Raw genomic sequence first — 16,527 nt, 5'->3', positions numbered from 1 at the left:
GGCCGTCTGAAAACTTTTCAGACGGCCTTCTTGTTTGAGCAAATAAAGATTACGGTTTCACTACTTTACCGTTGATTTTAACGGAAGTCAGTTTCAGGTTGTAGGTTTTGCCGTCATCGGTATAGCTGATTTGCGCAGGGATATTGTCGATATCGGAAGCAAAAGAGTAAGTAACGGTATCGTCGCCACGGCGGACGCGATATTTGCTCACAGGCGTTGTACCGCCGTTCAGTTTATAGCTTTCGCTGCCGATTTTGTTCATGCTGCCGACGGTGTACAGTTTTTTACCGTTGGTAATTTTCAAACCTGACGGCAGGCGCACGTCATTGGCGGCCAGTTGCCATGCCAAAGTAAACAAGTCCATGGCCGGGCCGGATTTTTCGGTTTTCAAATCACCTGCTTTGCCGTAAGTGATGTTGCCGCCGGAGAATTTGGCCTCGGCATACAATTTACCGCCGCGTACATCTTTGTAGTAAGACGGATGCAGGGTCGTGCCGTTGATGCTGCCGCCGGATTCAAAGCGGATATTGTAAAGCGGTACTTTGATGGTAGAGACGATTTTGTATTGGTTGCCGCTGCGTGTGAAGGTCATGGTCGCTGGAATACCGTAGCTGCCTGAGTATTGCAAAACGGCAGATTGCGGCAATTCAGCGGCTTGTGCACCGATAGAGGCAGTAAGCAAGGAAAGTGTCAGCAGGGTTGTTTTAATCGGATTCATGATGTTTTCCTTGTGTGTATCGTGTTTTCATTAAGCCAACAGGCTTTGACCGGCGGCATTGCGTTGTGCATTCAAAACGCGGTTGCCTTCGATTTTCAGACGGCCTGCAACAAAATCGGCAACGGCTTGCGGGAAAAGCCGGTGTTCAACCGTCAGCACGCGTGCGGCAACGTCGTCAGCGGTATCGCCGTCCAAAATAGGAACAATGCCTTGTGAAATAATCGGACCGCAATCCAGCTCGGGCGTCACGAAATGGATGGTGCAGCCTGCCACTCGGCAACCTGCTTCCAATGCGCGTTCGTGGGTATCCAAACCGGTAAAGGAAGGCAGGATGGACGGATGGATATTGATCAGGCGGTTTTCATAATGGGCGCAGAACTCCGGAGTCAAAATGCGCATAAAGCCCGCCAATACAACCAAATCGGGCTGATAGGCATCGATCTTTTCCATCATGGCCTGATCAAATGCCAGACGCGAGTCGAAGTTTTTATGGTTTAAACTGTCAGTGGCAATACCGCGTTCTGCCGCCCATGCCAATCCGGCTGCGGTCTCGCTATTGCTCAATACGGCTGCAATGTTGGCATCGGGAATATTGGCATTCACAATCGCCTGCATATTACTGCCGCGTCCAGAAATAAGTATGACGATATTTTTCATCATAATTCCTTGTTTGTTTGGAACAAAGGCCGTCTGAAACGGAATTTTTCAGACGGCCTTTTATCCGTTGTTTAAGGGCGTAAGCCTTGATTCGGATTATTGAACTTTTTGTACGTCAACTTGTACAGGTTGTTGTGCAGCGGCATCAGGCGCGCCGACTTTAACCAGTTTCACGTCGAATACCAAAGTAGCGTTCGGGCCGATTTTATCGCCGGCACCCACTTCACGGTAAGCCAATTTGGCAGGGATGTAGAATGTTGCTTCGCCGCCTTCTTTCAAGAGTTGGATACCTTCAGTCCAACCTGGGATTACTTGGCTTACAGGGAAGCTTACCGGGCCACCGTTGGCTTTGCTGCTGTCAAATACGGTACCATCAATCAGACGGCCTTCGTATTCAACGGTAACGACGTCGTCTTTAGTCGGTTTTTTGCCTTCGCCTTCTTTGGTGATTTTGTACTGCAGACCGGAAGCGCTGGTTTTCACGCCTTCTTTAGTCGCGTTTTCTTTCAAGAACGCTTCGCCTTTTTCCAAGTTTACTTTGGCATCTTCAGCACGTTTGGCAACAGCTTTTTCTTGTTGCTCTTGCAGGAACTTCATCATCACTTCCTGAGCTTGGGCTTCAGTCATTTTGACTTCTTTACCTTCAAACATGGCTTCCATGGCTTCGGTGAAGACTTTCAAATCGATTTCCGTACCTTGGTCTTTCATTTGTTTCAATGAACGGCCGATGTCCACACCCATTGCGTAGCTGGCTTGTTGGGCAGTAGAACCGATGGCAGAAGCATCTGCAGCCGCATTTGAAGCTGCGGAAGCAGCAGGGGCGTCTTTAGCGGCAGTGTCTTTTTGGTTGCAAGCAGTCAGTGCCAACAAAGCAGACAAAGCCAATGCGCTGAATTTGAAAGTTTTGTTCATGATTATGTCTTTTCCGGAAAGGTCAAAAAAGGGGATTATAGCTGAGTTTGAATGAAATGGAATCAAGGTGGATTAAAATTTGTAAAGGCGCTTATCAAAAACATTAAGGCCGTCTGAAAACAGGTTTCAGACGGCCTACTCTTAGCTATCGGTCAAACAATTAGTACCAGCCGCGCAGTTTCATTGCTTTTTCAACACGACGGATACTCATCATGTAAGAAGCGGTACGCAGATCGACATCGTATTCTTGAGCCAAGTTCCAAATATCGCGGAACGCACGGCGCAGGACAACGGTTTCTTTCTCTTGAACTTCGTCAAACTCCCAGTAATAGCCTTGCAGGTTTTGTACCCATTCAAAATAGGATACCACCACGCCACCGCAGTTTGCCAAAATATCAGGAACAACCAATACGCCGTTTTTACGCAGGATAACGTCTGCCTCTGGAGTAGTCGGGCCATTTGCGCCTTCAACCACGATTGTCGCGCGGACTTTACCGGCATTTTCAGAAGTCAGTTGGTTTTCCAGCGCGCAAGGGGCGAGTACATCCACATCCAAAGCCAAAAGTTCGGCATTGCTGATTTCTTTACCGTAGCCGGCTTCATTGGTGATGAAACCTTTGGTTTGGAATTCTTTGATGATTGCTTCCATATCCAAGCCGTTTTCGTTGTAGATGGCAACGTCAACAGTAGATACGGCAACGATTTTCGCACCGGCTTTGTGTGCATAGTAACCGGTGTGGTAGCCCACATTACCGAAACCTTGAATGGCGTAAGTGGCACCCTTCACGTCTTTGCCCAGTTTTTCCAAAGCTTGGACAGCAGCGAAGTTTACGCCGTAACCGGTAGCTTCGGTACGCGCCAAGGAGCCGCCAAACTCAACCGGTTTGCCGGTGAATACGCCCGGTGCAGAATGTTTCACCACATTTTCATAGGCATCAACCATCCAAGACATAATTTTGCCGTTGGTGTTCACATCAGGGGCTGGAATATCGATTTTCTCGCCGATCAACGGAGAAATAGCTTCGGAATAAGCGCGGGCGATGCGTTCCAATTCCGCTTCGGAATAGTTACGCGGATCCAAAGTGATACCGCCTTTACCGCCGCCGTATGGAATACCTGCCACGCAGCATTTGATGGTCATCCAGATAGACAGGGCTTTAACCTCGTCTAGATTCACATTGGGATGGAAACGCACACCGCCTTTGTAAGGGCCGACGGCATTATTGTGTTGTGAACGGTAGCCGGTGAAGTTTTCTACTGTACCGTTGTCGAGTTTGACAGGAAAGTTGACTTCCAAAACACGTTGCGGCTTTTTCAAGATTTCAAATACTGCTGGGTCGGCATTCAGACGGTCACAGGCAATTTTCACTTGTTTTTGCGCAATTTCAAACGGATTCAGCGTTTCTTTTACAGCAGATGCGGACATGTATTTTTCCTTTTCATACATATGATTAGACGAGAGCCATACACGTTACTATATACAAAAACGGACAAAAATGTAATAGCATGTAGTCGATAAAAAGCAAATCTATTCATTTATATATGAATTTAGTTTGGGACCGTCTGAAAATATCGGCACACTGACCAAAAAATTTTCAGACGGCCTAGTATAAATGCTCATCAAATCATTCAAAAACACACACAAACCCTTTGTTTTTTAATGCCTACCAAACCACCCTTTTTGTTGACAAAATCCCTTCCACATTCCCAATAGGCTGACAGCCTTACACCAACAAAAATTGTTAACAATTTAAACAAATATCCCTTTAAAGAATCAGCAAAACATCGGCAAATCAGGCAAACAATGTTAAAATAACCGCTTAAATAATATGACAGAAAGTTACTCAATGACCACTGCTGCTTTAGAACACGTTCAAGCTGTTGCTTTTGATTTGGACGGTACCTTATGTGATTCCGTTCCCGATTTAGCCGCAGCAGCCCAAGCCATGTGTGCGCACTTGGGTTTACCTGTTTTACCTACCCAAACGGTTGAAAGTTATGTCGGCGACGGCATCAGCAAGTTGGTTCATCGCGTCATTACCAATGATCGTGAAAAAGAAGCCGATCCTGAAATCTGGGAAAAAGGTTTTGTGTTCTTTATGCAATATTATCGCGAGCACTTGAGCGACTTTACCCGCCCCTATCCTGAAACCGAAGCCGGTCTCGGCCTGCTCAAGTCCTTGGGTATTCCATTGGTTGTCATTACCAACAAAAATGAAATTCTGGCAGCCGAGTTGCTGAAACAGCTTAATCTCGATGACTACTTCAGCTTGGTTCTTGGCGGCGACAGCCTGACCGAGAAAAAACCCAGCCCATTACCGCTTCAACATGCGGCTGAAGTTTTGGGCATCGACGTTGCCAATATGCTGATGGTGGGCGACTCTAAAAATGACATTCTTGCCGCCAAAGCGGCCGGTTGCTTTAGTATTGGCGTAACATTCGGCTATGGCGACATGACCTTGCTCTCTCAAGACAAAGCAACCAAACCTGATTTGTTGATTCGCACCCTGCCTGAAATCTACGAAAATCTGCAACCGCAAAAAAACAAAGACGAAGAATAATTCGGCTTTATTTTCAGACGGCCTTTTCGGTGCTTTCACCCAATCAGGCCGTCTGAAATGTAATTCAATGTAGTTAAATCCCTTCCCTTCCATATCCCCATGAAACCTCCCAAAACCTTACGCGCCCGCGCCTTGGATATTCTTTCCCGTCAGGAAGTCAGCCGTGTCGGCTTGAAACGCAAACTGGCCCCACACGCTGAAAGCGAAGAAGAATTGGAAAAGGTTTTGGACGAATTTGCCGAACGGAATTGGCAATCCGACCAACGTTACGCAGAAGCCTATATTCACAGCAAGAGCAACCGTTACGGCACGCTCCGCCTCAAGCAAGCCTTGGCGCAACAAGGTATCGATGCTGATGACTGTCGGGAGTTTCTACCCGATAGGGAGGACGAGCTGCAAACCGCCATTTCCGTCCTGCGTAAAAAATTCAAGCAAGAAGCTCAAGATTTGAAAGAAAAACAAAAACAGGTGCGTTTCCTTGCCTATCGCGGCTTTGGTGCCGACACCATTCAGACGGCCTTAAAAACCGCGTGGAATGAAGACGAAGACTTCTATCAATAATCATTCCCACTTGAATCTTTGCTTCTATCGGCGTACCCTTACGCTTTTATTCAATAATTCAATCAGAGCTTCATCATGTCCGACAAACCGCACGATACATCCACCCCCCTACTCGAAGACGAACGCAAAAATCCTGTTTACCGCTTGGGTCAGGCAGTAGCCGGATTCATGTTGTTGGTTTGGGCCGGCGTTTTGGCCTTGGTTTTCTTCTTGGTTTTCCGTTTTTGGTTGAATTAAACCCAATCCAATTACAAAAAAGCCAACAGCTTTTATTTGTAAACATCAAAAAGGCCGTCTGAAAACGCTTTCAGACGGCCTTTACTTATAACGAGATTATCCTCGAATCACTTTACGGATATTCGGATTGGCATGCATTGCATGAATAATCTGATTAACCTGATCCAAGTCTTTGACTTTAATTGTGAATTTAAATTCTACAAAACCTTCCGTTCCTGCTTGCGCTTTGGTTGGCGTATCGACAGATTCGATGTCCGCACCGGAATTGGAAATCGCTTGCGCCATTGAGGCCAGCAAACCATGCGCATCTTCGGATTTGACGTTGAGGATGGTTCGATACGTTTGATTGCGCAAACTGTCCCAACCCGCATCAAGTTGCTCTTCCGGATCGGCTTTGACCAAAGTTTGACAGGTATCACGGTGGATAATCATACCCTTATCTTTGACCAATAAGGCGCGGATCGCATCGCCGGGAATCGGATGGCAACATTCGGCAAAATGAATCCGGCCGGTTTCCTGATCGTTGACTTTGATCGGGCTGAGTTTGACCGCGCTGCCAAAATGTTGGCCTGCCAACTCGGCAATGTGCATGGCAACGTGTACCGGCAAAGTATGCCCCATACCGACATTGTAGAGAACCTCTTCAAACGAGGTTTGTTTGGTGTTCAAATCGGCAAGGTATTTTTCTTTGAGGTCGTCTGAAAGCAGGATGTCTTTAGGCAACAGGCTGGATAAAGCTTTTTGCAGCAGGTTTTCACCCAAAACAACGGCATCGTGACGATTCAGATTTTTAATGTATTGGCGGATGGCGCTGCGTGCACGGCTGGAAACGGTAAAGTTCAGCCATGCTACATTAGGCTTGGCATGCTCGGAAGTAATGATTTCTACCGTATCGCCGGTTTTCAGCTTGGTACGCAACGGCATCATGACGTTATTGATACGCGCGGCAACGGTTTTATGACCGATATTGGTGTGAACGGCATAGGCAAAGTCAATCGGCGTCGCACCTTTCGGTAAGGTAAGGATATCTCCTTTCGGGGTAACGATATAGACTTCGTTGGGGAACAAATCGACTTTGACATGCTCCAGAAACTCGATGGCATTTGAGCTACTGGCCTGCAGGTCAAGAATATTTTTCATCCACCGGTTCATATGGAGGACGGCTTGGTCCGGAGTATTTCCACCGGATTTGTAAATCCAATGGCCGGCGATACCGCCCTCAGCCACAGCATCCATTTCACGCGTACGGATTTGGACTTCAATCGGCAAGCCGTAAGGACCGACCAAGGTCGTATGCAGACTTTGATAACCGTTGCTTTTCGGAATGGCGATATAGTCTTTAAAACGGCCGGGCTTGGGGTGGTATAAATTATGCAATGCGCCCAACGCGGCATAACAGGCAGGAATGCTGTTTACAATGACCCGAAAGCCGTAAATATCCATCACTTCGGCAAAACGCAGCTTTTTAGCCAGCATTTTTTGATGGATGCTGTACAAGTTTTTCTCGCGGCCTTTGATTTTGGCTTCAATATTGACACCGACCAAACGCTGACCAAATGCACGCAACACTTTGCCGACAACATCGCGGCGATTTTTGCGGCTGTTGTTCATGGCTTTTTTCAGGGTTTCGTAGCGTCTTGGGTGGAGGTTTTGGAACGATAGGTCTTGAAGCTCTTGATACGCATTGTTCAGGCCAATGCGGTTGGCGATTTGAGCATAGATTTCGAGGGTTTCTTTGGCGATACGGCGGCGTTTTTCCGGACGCATAGAGCCAAGGGTGCGCATATTGTGCAATCGGTCGGCAAGTTTGACGACGATGACGCGCACGTCTTTAGTCATGGCGAGGATAAGTTTGCGGAAACTTTCCGCCTGATGCTCGGCATGATCTTCAAATTTGAGTTTTTCCAGCTTGGAGAGGCCGTCTACCATTTCGGCAATGGTATCGCCGAATTCTGCCGCCATTTCGACTTTGGTTACACCCGTATCTTCCAATACATCGTGCATAACGCCTGCGCAGAGGCCTTGAACATCCATGTGCCAAATCGCAAGTTGCGTTGCAACGGCAAGGGGATGGGTGATGTAGGGTTCGCCGCTTTTACGGGTTTGTCCGTCATGGGCGTGGAAAGCGTAGGCAACGGCTCTTTCAAGCTCGGCCTGCTCATTGGTATTGAGATAGGATGCGGTGCGAAACAGAAGCTCGCGCGCTTCTGCTGTCAACGGATCATAGGGGGCGGTAGGCAGTGGGGCTGGCATTTTCAGACGGCCTTTTATGGCTATTTTTAAGCCGTCAGACTGTATCGGTTGTGATATCGCACCGATACAGTCCGCGCGGTGATTTTATCGGTTTGCCGGTTGGTTTATTTGTTGCGGGTCAGCAGCTCGGTTCCGATTTGTCCGGCAGCGATTTCGCGCAGGGCGGTTACGGTTGGTTTGTTGTTGCGTATGTCGTCAACCAAAGGCGTGTTGCCGTTTTCTAATTGACGTGCGCGACGGGCGGCAACGAGGGTAAGGTCGAAGTGGTTAGGGATTTTACCTGTGCAGTCTTCAGTAGTAATACGGGCCATGTTTGCTTGCTTTCTTTCTATGTTTCAAATAAACGGTTATTTTCGCTGTTTTTTACGAATTTTCCAACAGGTTTGAGATAAATCCCTGTTGAGAGGATTTTTTCAGACGGCCTGCTTTAATAATGTGGAACAAATCGGCTTCGGCACGATCCAAATCGTCATTCACAACGACGTAATCGAACAAAACGGATTGCTCAATCTCATGACGGGCTTTTGAAAGGCGTGTTTGAATAACTTCTTCGCTGTCTGTACCACGGCCGATCAAACGTTGCGCCAATACTTCAAAGGAAGGCGGCAGGATAAAAACACTGCTGGCTTCAGGCAACGATTTACGCACTTGCGCCGCACCTTGCACATCAATTTCCAAAATGACGTCATAGCCCTCTTCGCTCAAGGAATTCACGCCGGCGATGCTGGTGCCGTAATAATTGCCGAACACATTGGCGTGTTCCAAAAAGGCTCTTTGCTCAATCAGTGATTCAAATTCTTCTTTGGGAACAAAGTGGTAATGCACACCATGTGCCTCACCCTCTCGTGGTTGGCGCGTGGTATGGGAAATGGAAACACGGATGTCGTCATGATTTTTCAATAGGCGCGACACCAAGGTCGTTTTACCTGTGCCGGAAGCGGCAGAAATGATGTAAATATTGCCTTTTTTATGATTTTGCATGATGGTTCAGCCGATGATATGTATCTGTAAATTATAACACAACACAATGTTTCTCGGAATTTCAGACGGCATGTTGCAAAATTTGGCTATTGTATCGATTAATTTGGCAAGTCCGCATATGACCGCTACAATATCGTGTTAAAAACTTTTTGATTTCGGAATGTCGAGATGTTGATTCATCCTGAAGTAATGGGCGTAGAAGCTTTGGCGGACAAAATCCGTAAAATTGAAAACTGGCCGCAAAAAGGGATTTTGTTTCATGACATTACTCCCGTTTTACAAAGCGCAGAATATTTCCGCCTACTGGTCGATTTACTGGTTTACCGCTATATGGGGCAGAAAGTTGATGTCGTGGCAGGCTTGGATGCACGCGGCTTTATTATTGGCGCTGCTTTGGCCTATCAGCTGAACGTCGGCTTTGTCCCCATCCGCAAAAAAGGCAAACTGCCGTTTGATACAGTTTCTCAAAGTTACGCTTTGGAATATGGCGAAGCAACGGTAGAAATCCATACCGACGCCATCAAGCCGGGCGCACGCGTTTTGTTGGTAGATGATTTGGTGGCAACCGGCGGCACAATGCTGGCAGGTGTCGAGCTGATCCGCAAACTGGGGGGTGAAGTAATCGAAGCGGCTGCCATTTTGGAATTTACCGACTTGGACGGCGGCAAAAAAATCCGTGAAAGCGGCGCACCGTTATTTACCCTATGCCAAAACAAAGGCTGTATGTAATAAAAAAACCGCAAGCTGATCAGCCTGCGGTTTTTTTATTGTCAAAATTATTCTAGAACGTATCCGTCCGTATCCCAGAACGTTTTTTTCACCAACCGGTCGTCTTTATAAACCAACTCGGATTTCTTCGCCCCATCATCATACCAATCCAAAATGATGCCGCTGCGTTTACCGTTGCGAATACTCAATTCAGACACAACGCGGCCATTTTCATCCCAACTGATAATCTCCGTCGGTTTGTCATTGCTCATCATCATTTCGGTTTTCGGGCTGCCGTCTGAATACCATTGTTTCCAATGACCATTGGCTTTATCGTGCTTAAATTGGATTTCGCTTTCTTTCACACCATTTCGGTAATAGCGGGAACCCACGCCCTCACTCAGGCCATTTTGATAAGGCATCACCGCAGATTTTTTGCCGTTTGGATACCAGTTGACCCATTCGCCATGCGGTTTGCCGTTGCGATAACTGCCAACCATCTTTTTCTGACCGTTGAAATGCCACAGGGTCAGCGTACCGTTATCCAAAGCCGGCACAAAAACCTTAATCTGACTGGCAGGTATTTCATAAGGATCAGAATATTTTTTCATCGATGGATAGTAAAAATCCTGCACCTGCGCCTTGCCTGCCTCAATCTTGTATTGGCGGACATAAGCAACCGAAGGCATGGTCGCCGTCAGTTTACCGTTTTGATTGAAATAAACGGTATGTTGCTGGGCAAAGGCAGCAATGGGCATACTGAACAAGGCAGCAGCCAATAGGCCTGATTTTAAATAATTATTCATAATATGGAGTTTGGCAGTATATGTTCTACAAAAAGTCAGTAATAAAAATCTACTGATATTAGAAACTATGACAAATATTATAAGCCATAGTTTTAAAGCCTGCTTGGATTTCATATTCAGCATACCATAGGCATTTGTATTTTCTTAAAATATTAAAAATTTTATAAAACAAAGGCCGTCTGAAACTTTTTCAGACGGCCTTTGTTTTATTTATATCAAAATAATCTACTCTTCACCCAATAACTGCTCGCGAGTCAACAAGAATACAAACCCATCGCCACCGCTGGTTTCCAACCAAGTAAACGGTAATTCGGGATAAGCCGCTTCCAATACCTCACGGTTGTGGCCGATTTCAACCAACAATACACCTTTCGGATTCAAATATTTCGCCGCTTGCAGAATGATTTGACGTGTAGCGTCCAAACCATCTTCGCCGCTACCCAAAGCCAATTCCGGCTCGTGCAGGTATTCATCAGGCAACGCTTCCACAGATTCCGCGTCAACATAAGGCGGATTGGAAACAATTAAGTCGTAGGTTTCATCCAAACCTTCGAATAAATCGGTATGCACCAAGCTGATGCGGTCTTCCAAGCCATAATCTTCAATATTGATCGCGGCTACTTCTAGCGCATCCAAGCTTAAATCAACGGCATCGATTTGTGCATCGGGATAGTGATGCGCCATTTGAATGGCCAAACAGCCACTACCGGTACACAAATCCAAAGCTCGATGCACCAACTCATCGTGTTCAATCCAAGGACGGATACCATTGCCAAGCAATTCATAAATAAAAGAACGAGGCACAATAACGCGCTCATCGACATAAAAATCAAACTCGCCCTGCCATGCCTGATGCGTCAGATACGCGGCAGGAATATGCTCAACTGCGCGACGTTCGATAATGGACAACACTTCTTCCTTCTCACTTTGCAACAATTTGGCATCCAAATAAGGCTCCAACGTATCCAAAGGCAGGTTCAAAGTGTGCAAAATCAGATAGGCTGCCTCGTCATGGGCATTATCACTTCCGTGTCCGAAAAACAATCCGGCATCATTAAAACGGCTGACGGCGAAACGCAATAAATCACGAACAGTGGTCAGCTCTTGAGCAGCTTGGTTGAACATAATGTTTTGTCTTGTCAATTTAAGAATGTTGAAATTATAACAGAAAGGCCGTCTGAAAACTTTTCAGACGGCCTTCGATTTAATTCAGCTTAAGATTATTTATCGCGGCTGAATACGATTTTGGTAGCTTGGATAGCAACGCAGACAGCACCACCGATGAAGATCAAGTCAGCAGCGGTACGAACCCAACGCAGGGTATCCAAGATTTCCATTTGCAGGAACTCTTCGCTACGCGCATACCACAGGCCGTGCGTGATAGAGGCGTATGCCTGAATCGCGCCGACAGGCAGCAGGCTGATGGCAATCATACCGACCAAGCCGCCGTTGAGCAGCCAGAAGCCCCAAGTCATCAGTTTGTCGTCAAACTGCGCGTTCGGTTTCAAATAACGGGCAACCAGCAATACGAAGCCCAATGCCAAGAAACCGTACACACCGAACAAGGCGGCGTGCGCGTGAACGGCAGAAGTGTTCAAACCTTGGATATAGAACAGGGAAATCGGCGGATTGATCAGGAAGCCGAATACGCCGGCACCGATCATATTCCAAAAGGCGACTGCCACGAAGCACATCAGCGGCCAACGCAGGCGTTTCGCCCAGTCGGACAGGTGTTGGTAAGACCAGTGTTCGTATGCTTCACGGCCCAGCAACACCAGCGGCACGACTTCCAAAGCGGAGAAGCAGGCACCGATTGCCATAGAGGCGGAGGTAGAGCCGGAGAAGTACAGGTGGTGCAGCGTACCAGGAACGCCGCCCAACATAAAGATGGCGGCAGCGGCCAAAGTGGAGGCAGTGGCGGTACTGCGGCGGACAAAGCCCATATTGTAGAAGACAAAGGCAAAGGCGGCAGTGGCAAATACTTCAAAGAAGCCTTCCACCCACAGGTGAACCACCCACCAACGCCAGTATTCCATCACTGCGATTGGAGATTTCTCACCGTAGAACAGGCCCGGCGCGTAGAACACGCCCACACCGACCATAGAAGCGACGAAGATAGCCAACAGGTTTTTGTCTGTACCTTTTTCTTTAAAGGCAGAGATAGTACAACGCAACATCAGGAACAGCCACAACAACAGACCGACCATCAAAAGGAGTTGCCAGAAACGTCCCAAATCGAGGTATTCGTAACCTTGGTGTCCGAACCAGAAGTTAAATTCCGGGGGAAGGATGTGCGTCAACGCGAAGAAGTTGCCCGCGTAAGAACCGCCGACCACGATGAAGAGGGCAATATAGAGGAAGTTTACGCCGGCACGTTGGAACTTGGGATCTTTGCCGCCGTTGACAATCGGCGCGAGGAACAAACCTGCCGTCAAAAAGCCGGTTGCAATCCAGAAGATGGCGGATTGGATGTGCCAAGTACGGGTCAGGGCGTAGGGGAACCAGTCGGACATTTCAAAGCCCAACGCCTCGTCAATGCCGTAGAAACCCTGGCCTTCGACGGTGTAGTGCGCGGTCAGACCGCCCAGCAATACCTGTACGACAAACAGGGCGACCGTCAGGAAGACGTATTTGCCCAATGCTTTTTGCGAAGGGGTCAGTTGGATTTTGGAAATCGGGTCTTCAGACGGCACTTCCACTTCTTCGTGTTTGGTCAGGAAGGAATAACCCCACATCAGCAAACCGATGCCCATCAGCAGAAGAACAACGCTGGTGAATGACCACATATAGTTTTCAGTGGTCGGCACGTTGTTGATCAAAGGTTCGTGCGGCCAGTTGTTGGTATAGGTAAAGACCTCGCCGGGACGGTTGGTCGAAGCAGACCAAGAAGTCCAAAAGAAGAAGTCGAACAGTTTTTCACGCGCTTCTTGGCTTGGCAATGTGTTGTTTTTCATTGCAAAGTGTTCGCGGGTGGTTTGCAGCTTGGGATCGTCGCCATAAACGCCGTGGTAGTAAGGCAGGATGCTTTCGATGGCTTTCACGCGCGTATCGCTGATGACGACGCTGCCGTCTTCCTTCACGCGGCTTTGGTTGCGGTATTCGTCGGCCAGGCGTGTTTTCAAGACGGCTTGTTCCTCGGGGGAAACCTCGTCGAATTTTTTGCCGTAAGTCTGTTGCGCGGTCAAATCCAACCAGGCGACCAACTCACGATGCAGCCAGTCCGCCGTCCAGTCCGGAGCCTGATATGCGCCGTGGCCCAGAATCGAACCGACTTCCATACCGCCAGTAGTCTGCCATGCAGACTGACCTGCCAAAATATCGTCTTTCGTCATCAAGACCTTGCCGGATGCGGAAACGACCTGTTCGGGGTAAGGCGGGGCTTTTTTGTAAACCTCGCTGCCCATATAGCCAAGAATGGTAAAGCATACCGCCAGAACGGCAAACAGCAAGTACCAAAGCTTCTTGTACTGTCCCATTTTAAGTACTCCTTAATTTTGGTAAAAAGTGGTTGGGTATTAATTCATCAAATATGAATGTTAAAGATTGTATCACGGTTTAATAAGTAAAGAAATATTTTGTCAATAATATTCCTTTAAAACCATTAACTTATATGATATTGATTCCCATTTTCTTATACAAACCCTCCTTTATCGTATTTTGTGTTAAGTTTCCGCTAACATTTTCACACAAAATTAAACTTTTCGATGTATTTTTTTATACTTCTAAAGGAGTATTTAGGTAGTAAAAGATTCATATTCCCTGAATAATTTGATTTACATCAAAATATGACCAAACAAGCGCCTACATAATCATACAAAACTTCGAACCATCCTATCAGGATTCTTAACTTTTCTTACTATAAGGAAACTTTAAACATGAAACGCCAAACCTTAGCCGCACTTATCGCTTCTGTATTTGCATTGGCCGCATGCGGCGAGCAAGCTGCTAAACCTGCTGAAACTCCAGCTGCTACCGCTTCTGCTGAAGCTCCTGCTGCTTCCGACTCACAAGCTGCTGCCGAGACTCCTTCTTCAGAACTGCCTGTAATCGATGCTATCATGACTCACGCTCCGGAAGTTCCACCTCCAACTGATCGCGACCATCCGGCTAAAGTACGCGTTAAAATGGAAACCGTTGAAAAAACCATGACTATGGAAGACGGTGTTGAGTACCACTACTGGACATTCAACGGCGACGTTCCAGGTCAAATGATCCGTGTACGTGAAGGCGATACTGTTGAAGTTGAATTCTCTAACAACCCTTCTTCTACCGTTCCTCATAACGTTGACTTCCACGCTGCAACCGGTCAAGGCGGTGGTGCAGAAGCTACCTTTACTGCTCCTGGCCACACTTCTACCTTCAGCTTCAAAGCACTGCAAGCTGGTTTGTACATCTACCACTGTGCCGTTGCTCCTGTAGGTATGCACATCGCCAACGGTATGTACGGTTTGATCTTGGTTGAACCTAAAGAAGGTCTGCCTAAAGTGGACAAAGAGTTCTACATCGTACAAGGTGACTTCTATACTAAAGGTAAAAAAGGTGCTCAAGGCCTGCAACCTTTCGATATGGATAAAGCGATTGCTGAACAACCTGAATACGTTGTATTCAACGGTCACGTAGGCTCTATCGCAGGCGACAACGCTCTGAAAGCTAAAGCTGGTGAAACTGTTCGTATGTACGTTGGTAACGGTGGTCCTAACTTGGTATCTTCTTTCCACGTTATCGGCGAAATCTTCGACAAAGTATATGTTGAAGGTGGTAAACTGATTAACGAAAACGTACAAAGTACAATTGTTCCTGCCGGTGGTGCCGCTATCGTTGAATTCAAAGTCGACATTCCAGGCAGCTACACTTTGGTTGACCACTCTATCTTCCGTGCGTTCAACAAAGGTGCTTTGGGTCAATTGAAAGTTGAAGGTGATGAAAACCCTGAAATCATGACCAAAAAACTGAGTGACACCGTTTACCAACCTGCCGGTGCTGCTGCTTCTGCTCCAGCAGCTGCTTCCGCAGCAGCGCCTGCTTCCGCAGCATCTGCAGATAAAGGCGGCTACTAATCCAGTCATCTCGGCATAGAAACAGAAAAAAGCCACTGCTGTTCCGGCTGATGCAAGGACAACAGTGGCTTTCTTCCACGACCAATCGAAAGATTGGTTTTTCAGACGACCTCTGAAGCATCGAAGGTCGTCTGAAAAACCGGTTTCAAGCATTCACGAACCCGACAAGCCAAAAGCACAATAATCAGAAGGCTTCTCAGGATTTTTATCCGGTTCCGCTATATAATCAAAGCCTAATAATCCCCGTATTCAGATTAGAAAGCCCGTTATGAAACTCATACCACTCATCGCCCTATTTACCCTTGTCGCAAGCGGCAGTGCAGCGGCGGCCGAAATGGTAAAAATCGAAGGAGGCAGCTACCGTCCTCTCTATCTCAAAAAAGAAACTTCCCTTATTAAAGTCAAACCCTTCCAGCTTGACAAATATCCGGTAACCAATGCCGAATTTGCCGAATTTGTGAAAACACATCCGCAATGGCAAAAAGGCAAAATCAGTTCCAAACATGCTGAAAAAGCTTACCTGAAACATTGGGTAAAAAACGGCAGCAACAGTTTTGCGCCTAAAGCCAGCGAACTCAAACATCCGGTAACCAATGTTTCGTGGTTTGCCGCGAATGCTTACTGCGTTTCCAAAGGCAAACGTCTGCCGACTATTGACGAGTGGGAATTTGCAGGCTTGGCTTCCGCCACTCAAAAAGACGGCTCTGCCGAGCCTGGCTATAACCGCACCATCTTAGATTGGTACGCAGACGGCGGCCGCAACGGCCTGCACGACATCGGTAAAAACAAACCCAACTACTGGGGCGTGTATGATATGCACGGCCTGATTTGGGAATGGACTGAAGATTTCAACAGCAGCCAACTCTCTGCCGGCTCGTCCAACACACAAATGTTCTGTAGCGGCGCATCCGTGGGTTCAAGCGATCCGTCTAACTATGCGGCATTCTTACGCTACGGCATCCGCACCAGCCTGCAGTCCAAATATGTTTTAAATAACTTGGGCTTCCGCTGTGCGAGCAAATAAAGTTTAGTTTTTTATCACCAAAGCAGCTTTGGCGGTACTGAAAGGTATCGCC

16 protein-coding genes are annotated in these 16,527 nt (G+C 47.3%); 6 read left to right on the top strand and 10 right to left on the bottom strand.

Going from position 1 to position 16,527, the window contains the following annotated elements; translation table 11 throughout:
- Positions 1–49: 49 nt before the first annotated feature.
- From FAH67_RS01655 to FAH67_RS01640, 4 genes are all read right to left on the bottom strand, one after another.
- Positions 50–718 carry a membrane protein gene (locus tag FAH67_RS01655; RefSeq protein WP_003682278.1) on the bottom strand — a complete coding sequence of 223 codons (669 nt, stop codon included), beginning with the start codon at positions 716–718 and terminating at the stop codon, positions 50–52.
- 30 nt (positions 719–748) lie between these two features.
- On the bottom strand, positions 749–1,375 hold the full coding sequence (gene purN / locus FAH67_RS01650) for a phosphoribosylglycinamide formyltransferase (protein WP_039864363.1): 627 nt from the start codon (positions 1,373–1,375) through the stop codon (positions 749–751).
- Between the two features lie 96 nt (positions 1,376–1,471).
- Positions 1,472–2,287, bottom strand: a complete 816-nt coding sequence (locus tag FAH67_RS01645; protein ID WP_003682282.1) for an FKBP-type peptidyl-prolyl cis-trans isomerase — start codon at positions 2,285–2,287, stop codon at positions 1,472–1,474.
- Between the two features lie 160 nt (positions 2,288–2,447).
- Positions 2,448–3,713, bottom strand: coding sequence for a Glu/Leu/Phe/Val family dehydrogenase (locus tag FAH67_RS01640; RefSeq protein ID WP_039864365.1), 1,266 nt, complete (start codon positions 3,711–3,713; stop codon positions 2,448–2,450).
- A 421-nt stretch (positions 3,714–4,134) separates the two neighbouring features.
- On the opposite strand from FAH67_RS01640, the gene FAH67_RS01635 reads away from it, so the two are divergent.
- The 3 genes from FAH67_RS01635 (at position 4,135) to FAH67_RS11465 (ending at position 5,646) form a co-directional block, all read left to right on the top strand.
- On the top strand, positions 4,135–4,848 hold the full coding sequence (locus FAH67_RS01635; RefSeq protein ID WP_003682286.1) for a phosphoglycolate phosphatase: 714 nt from the start codon (positions 4,135–4,137) through the stop codon (positions 4,846–4,848).
- A gap of 99 nt (positions 4,849–4,947) precedes the next feature.
- The gene (gene recX / locus FAH67_RS01630) at positions 4,948–5,409 is read left to right on the top strand and encodes a recombination regulator RecX (protein WP_003682288.1); all 462 of its coding nucleotides are present in this window, start codon (positions 4,948–4,950) and stop codon (positions 5,407–5,409) included.
- Between the two features lie 75 nt (positions 5,410–5,484).
- The gene (locus FAH67_RS11465) at positions 5,485–5,646 is read left to right on the top strand and encodes a hypothetical protein (protein WP_003682290.1); all 162 of its coding nucleotides are present in this window, start codon (positions 5,485–5,487) and stop codon (positions 5,644–5,646) included.
- Positions 5,647–5,742: 96 nt separating this feature from the next.
- Here the strand turns inward: FAH67_RS11465 and FAH67_RS01625 are convergent, their stop codons facing one another.
- The 3 genes from FAH67_RS01625 to gmk form a co-directional block, all read right to left on the bottom strand.
- Entirely contained in the window at positions 5,743–7,899 is a 2,157-nt protein-coding gene (locus FAH67_RS01625) for a RelA/SpoT family protein (protein ID WP_115287602.1), read from the bottom strand.
- Positions 7,900–8,003: 104 nt separating this feature from the next.
- On the bottom strand, positions 8,004–8,210 hold the full coding sequence (gene rpoZ, locus FAH67_RS01620; RefSeq protein WP_003682294.1) for a DNA-directed RNA polymerase subunit omega: 207 nt from the start codon (positions 8,208–8,210) through the stop codon (positions 8,004–8,006).
- 52 nt (positions 8,211–8,262) lie between these two features.
- Entirely contained in the window at positions 8,263–8,880 is a 618-nt protein-coding gene (gene gmk, locus FAH67_RS01615; RefSeq protein WP_003682295.1) for a guanylate kinase, read from the bottom strand.
- A 168-nt stretch (positions 8,881–9,048) separates the two neighbouring features.
- Between gmk and FAH67_RS01610 the strand changes: the two genes are divergently transcribed.
- Positions 9,049–9,609, top strand: a complete 561-nt coding sequence (locus tag FAH67_RS01610; protein ID WP_003682296.1) for an adenine phosphoribosyltransferase — start codon at positions 9,049–9,051, stop codon at positions 9,607–9,609.
- Between the two features lie 47 nt (positions 9,610–9,656).
- Here FAH67_RS01610 and FAH67_RS01605 read toward each other — a convergent pair whose 3' ends face one another.
- The 3 genes from FAH67_RS01605 to FAH67_RS01595 form a co-directional block, all read right to left on the bottom strand.
- Complete coding sequence (locus FAH67_RS01605; RefSeq protein WP_039863680.1) at positions 9,657–10,394, bottom strand: toxin-antitoxin system YwqK family antitoxin; 738 nt, start codon at positions 10,392–10,394, stop codon at positions 9,657–9,659.
- A gap of 225 nt (positions 10,395–10,619) precedes the next feature.
- Positions 10,620–11,519 (bottom strand): 50S ribosomal protein L3 N(5)-glutamine methyltransferase, encoded by a 900-nt coding sequence (gene prmB / locus FAH67_RS01600; protein WP_003679938.1) that lies wholly within the window; start codon positions 11,517–11,519, stop codon positions 10,620–10,622.
- Between the two features lie 95 nt (positions 11,520–11,614).
- Positions 11,615–13,870 carry a nitric-oxide reductase large subunit gene (locus FAH67_RS01595; RefSeq protein WP_003679936.1) on the bottom strand — a complete coding sequence of 752 codons (2,256 nt, stop codon included), beginning with the start codon at positions 13,868–13,870 and terminating at the stop codon, positions 11,615–11,617.
- Positions 13,871–14,269: 399 nt separating this feature from the next.
- Between FAH67_RS01595 and nirK the strand changes: the two genes are divergently transcribed.
- Both nirK and FAH67_RS01585 read left to right on the top strand, forming a co-directional pair.
- Positions 14,270–15,451, top strand: coding sequence for a copper-containing nitrite reductase (gene nirK, locus FAH67_RS01590; protein WP_003679935.1), 1,182 nt, complete (start codon positions 14,270–14,272; stop codon positions 15,449–15,451).
- A 268-nt stretch (positions 15,452–15,719) separates the two neighbouring features.
- Complete coding sequence (locus tag FAH67_RS01585; RefSeq protein ID WP_003679933.1) at positions 15,720–16,475, top strand: formylglycine-generating enzyme family protein; 756 nt, start codon at positions 15,720–15,722, stop codon at positions 16,473–16,475.
- Positions 16,476–16,527 lie beyond the last annotated feature (52 nt).

Origin of the sequence: Neisseria flavescens (assembly GCF_005221285.1) — a bacterium.
Lineage (GTDB): Bacteria > Pseudomonadota > Gammaproteobacteria > Burkholderiales > Neisseriaceae > Neisseria > Neisseria flavescens.
The sequence above is the reverse complement of the archived record's forward strand: the minus strand, read 5'-3'. Positions and strand labels throughout refer to the sequence as shown.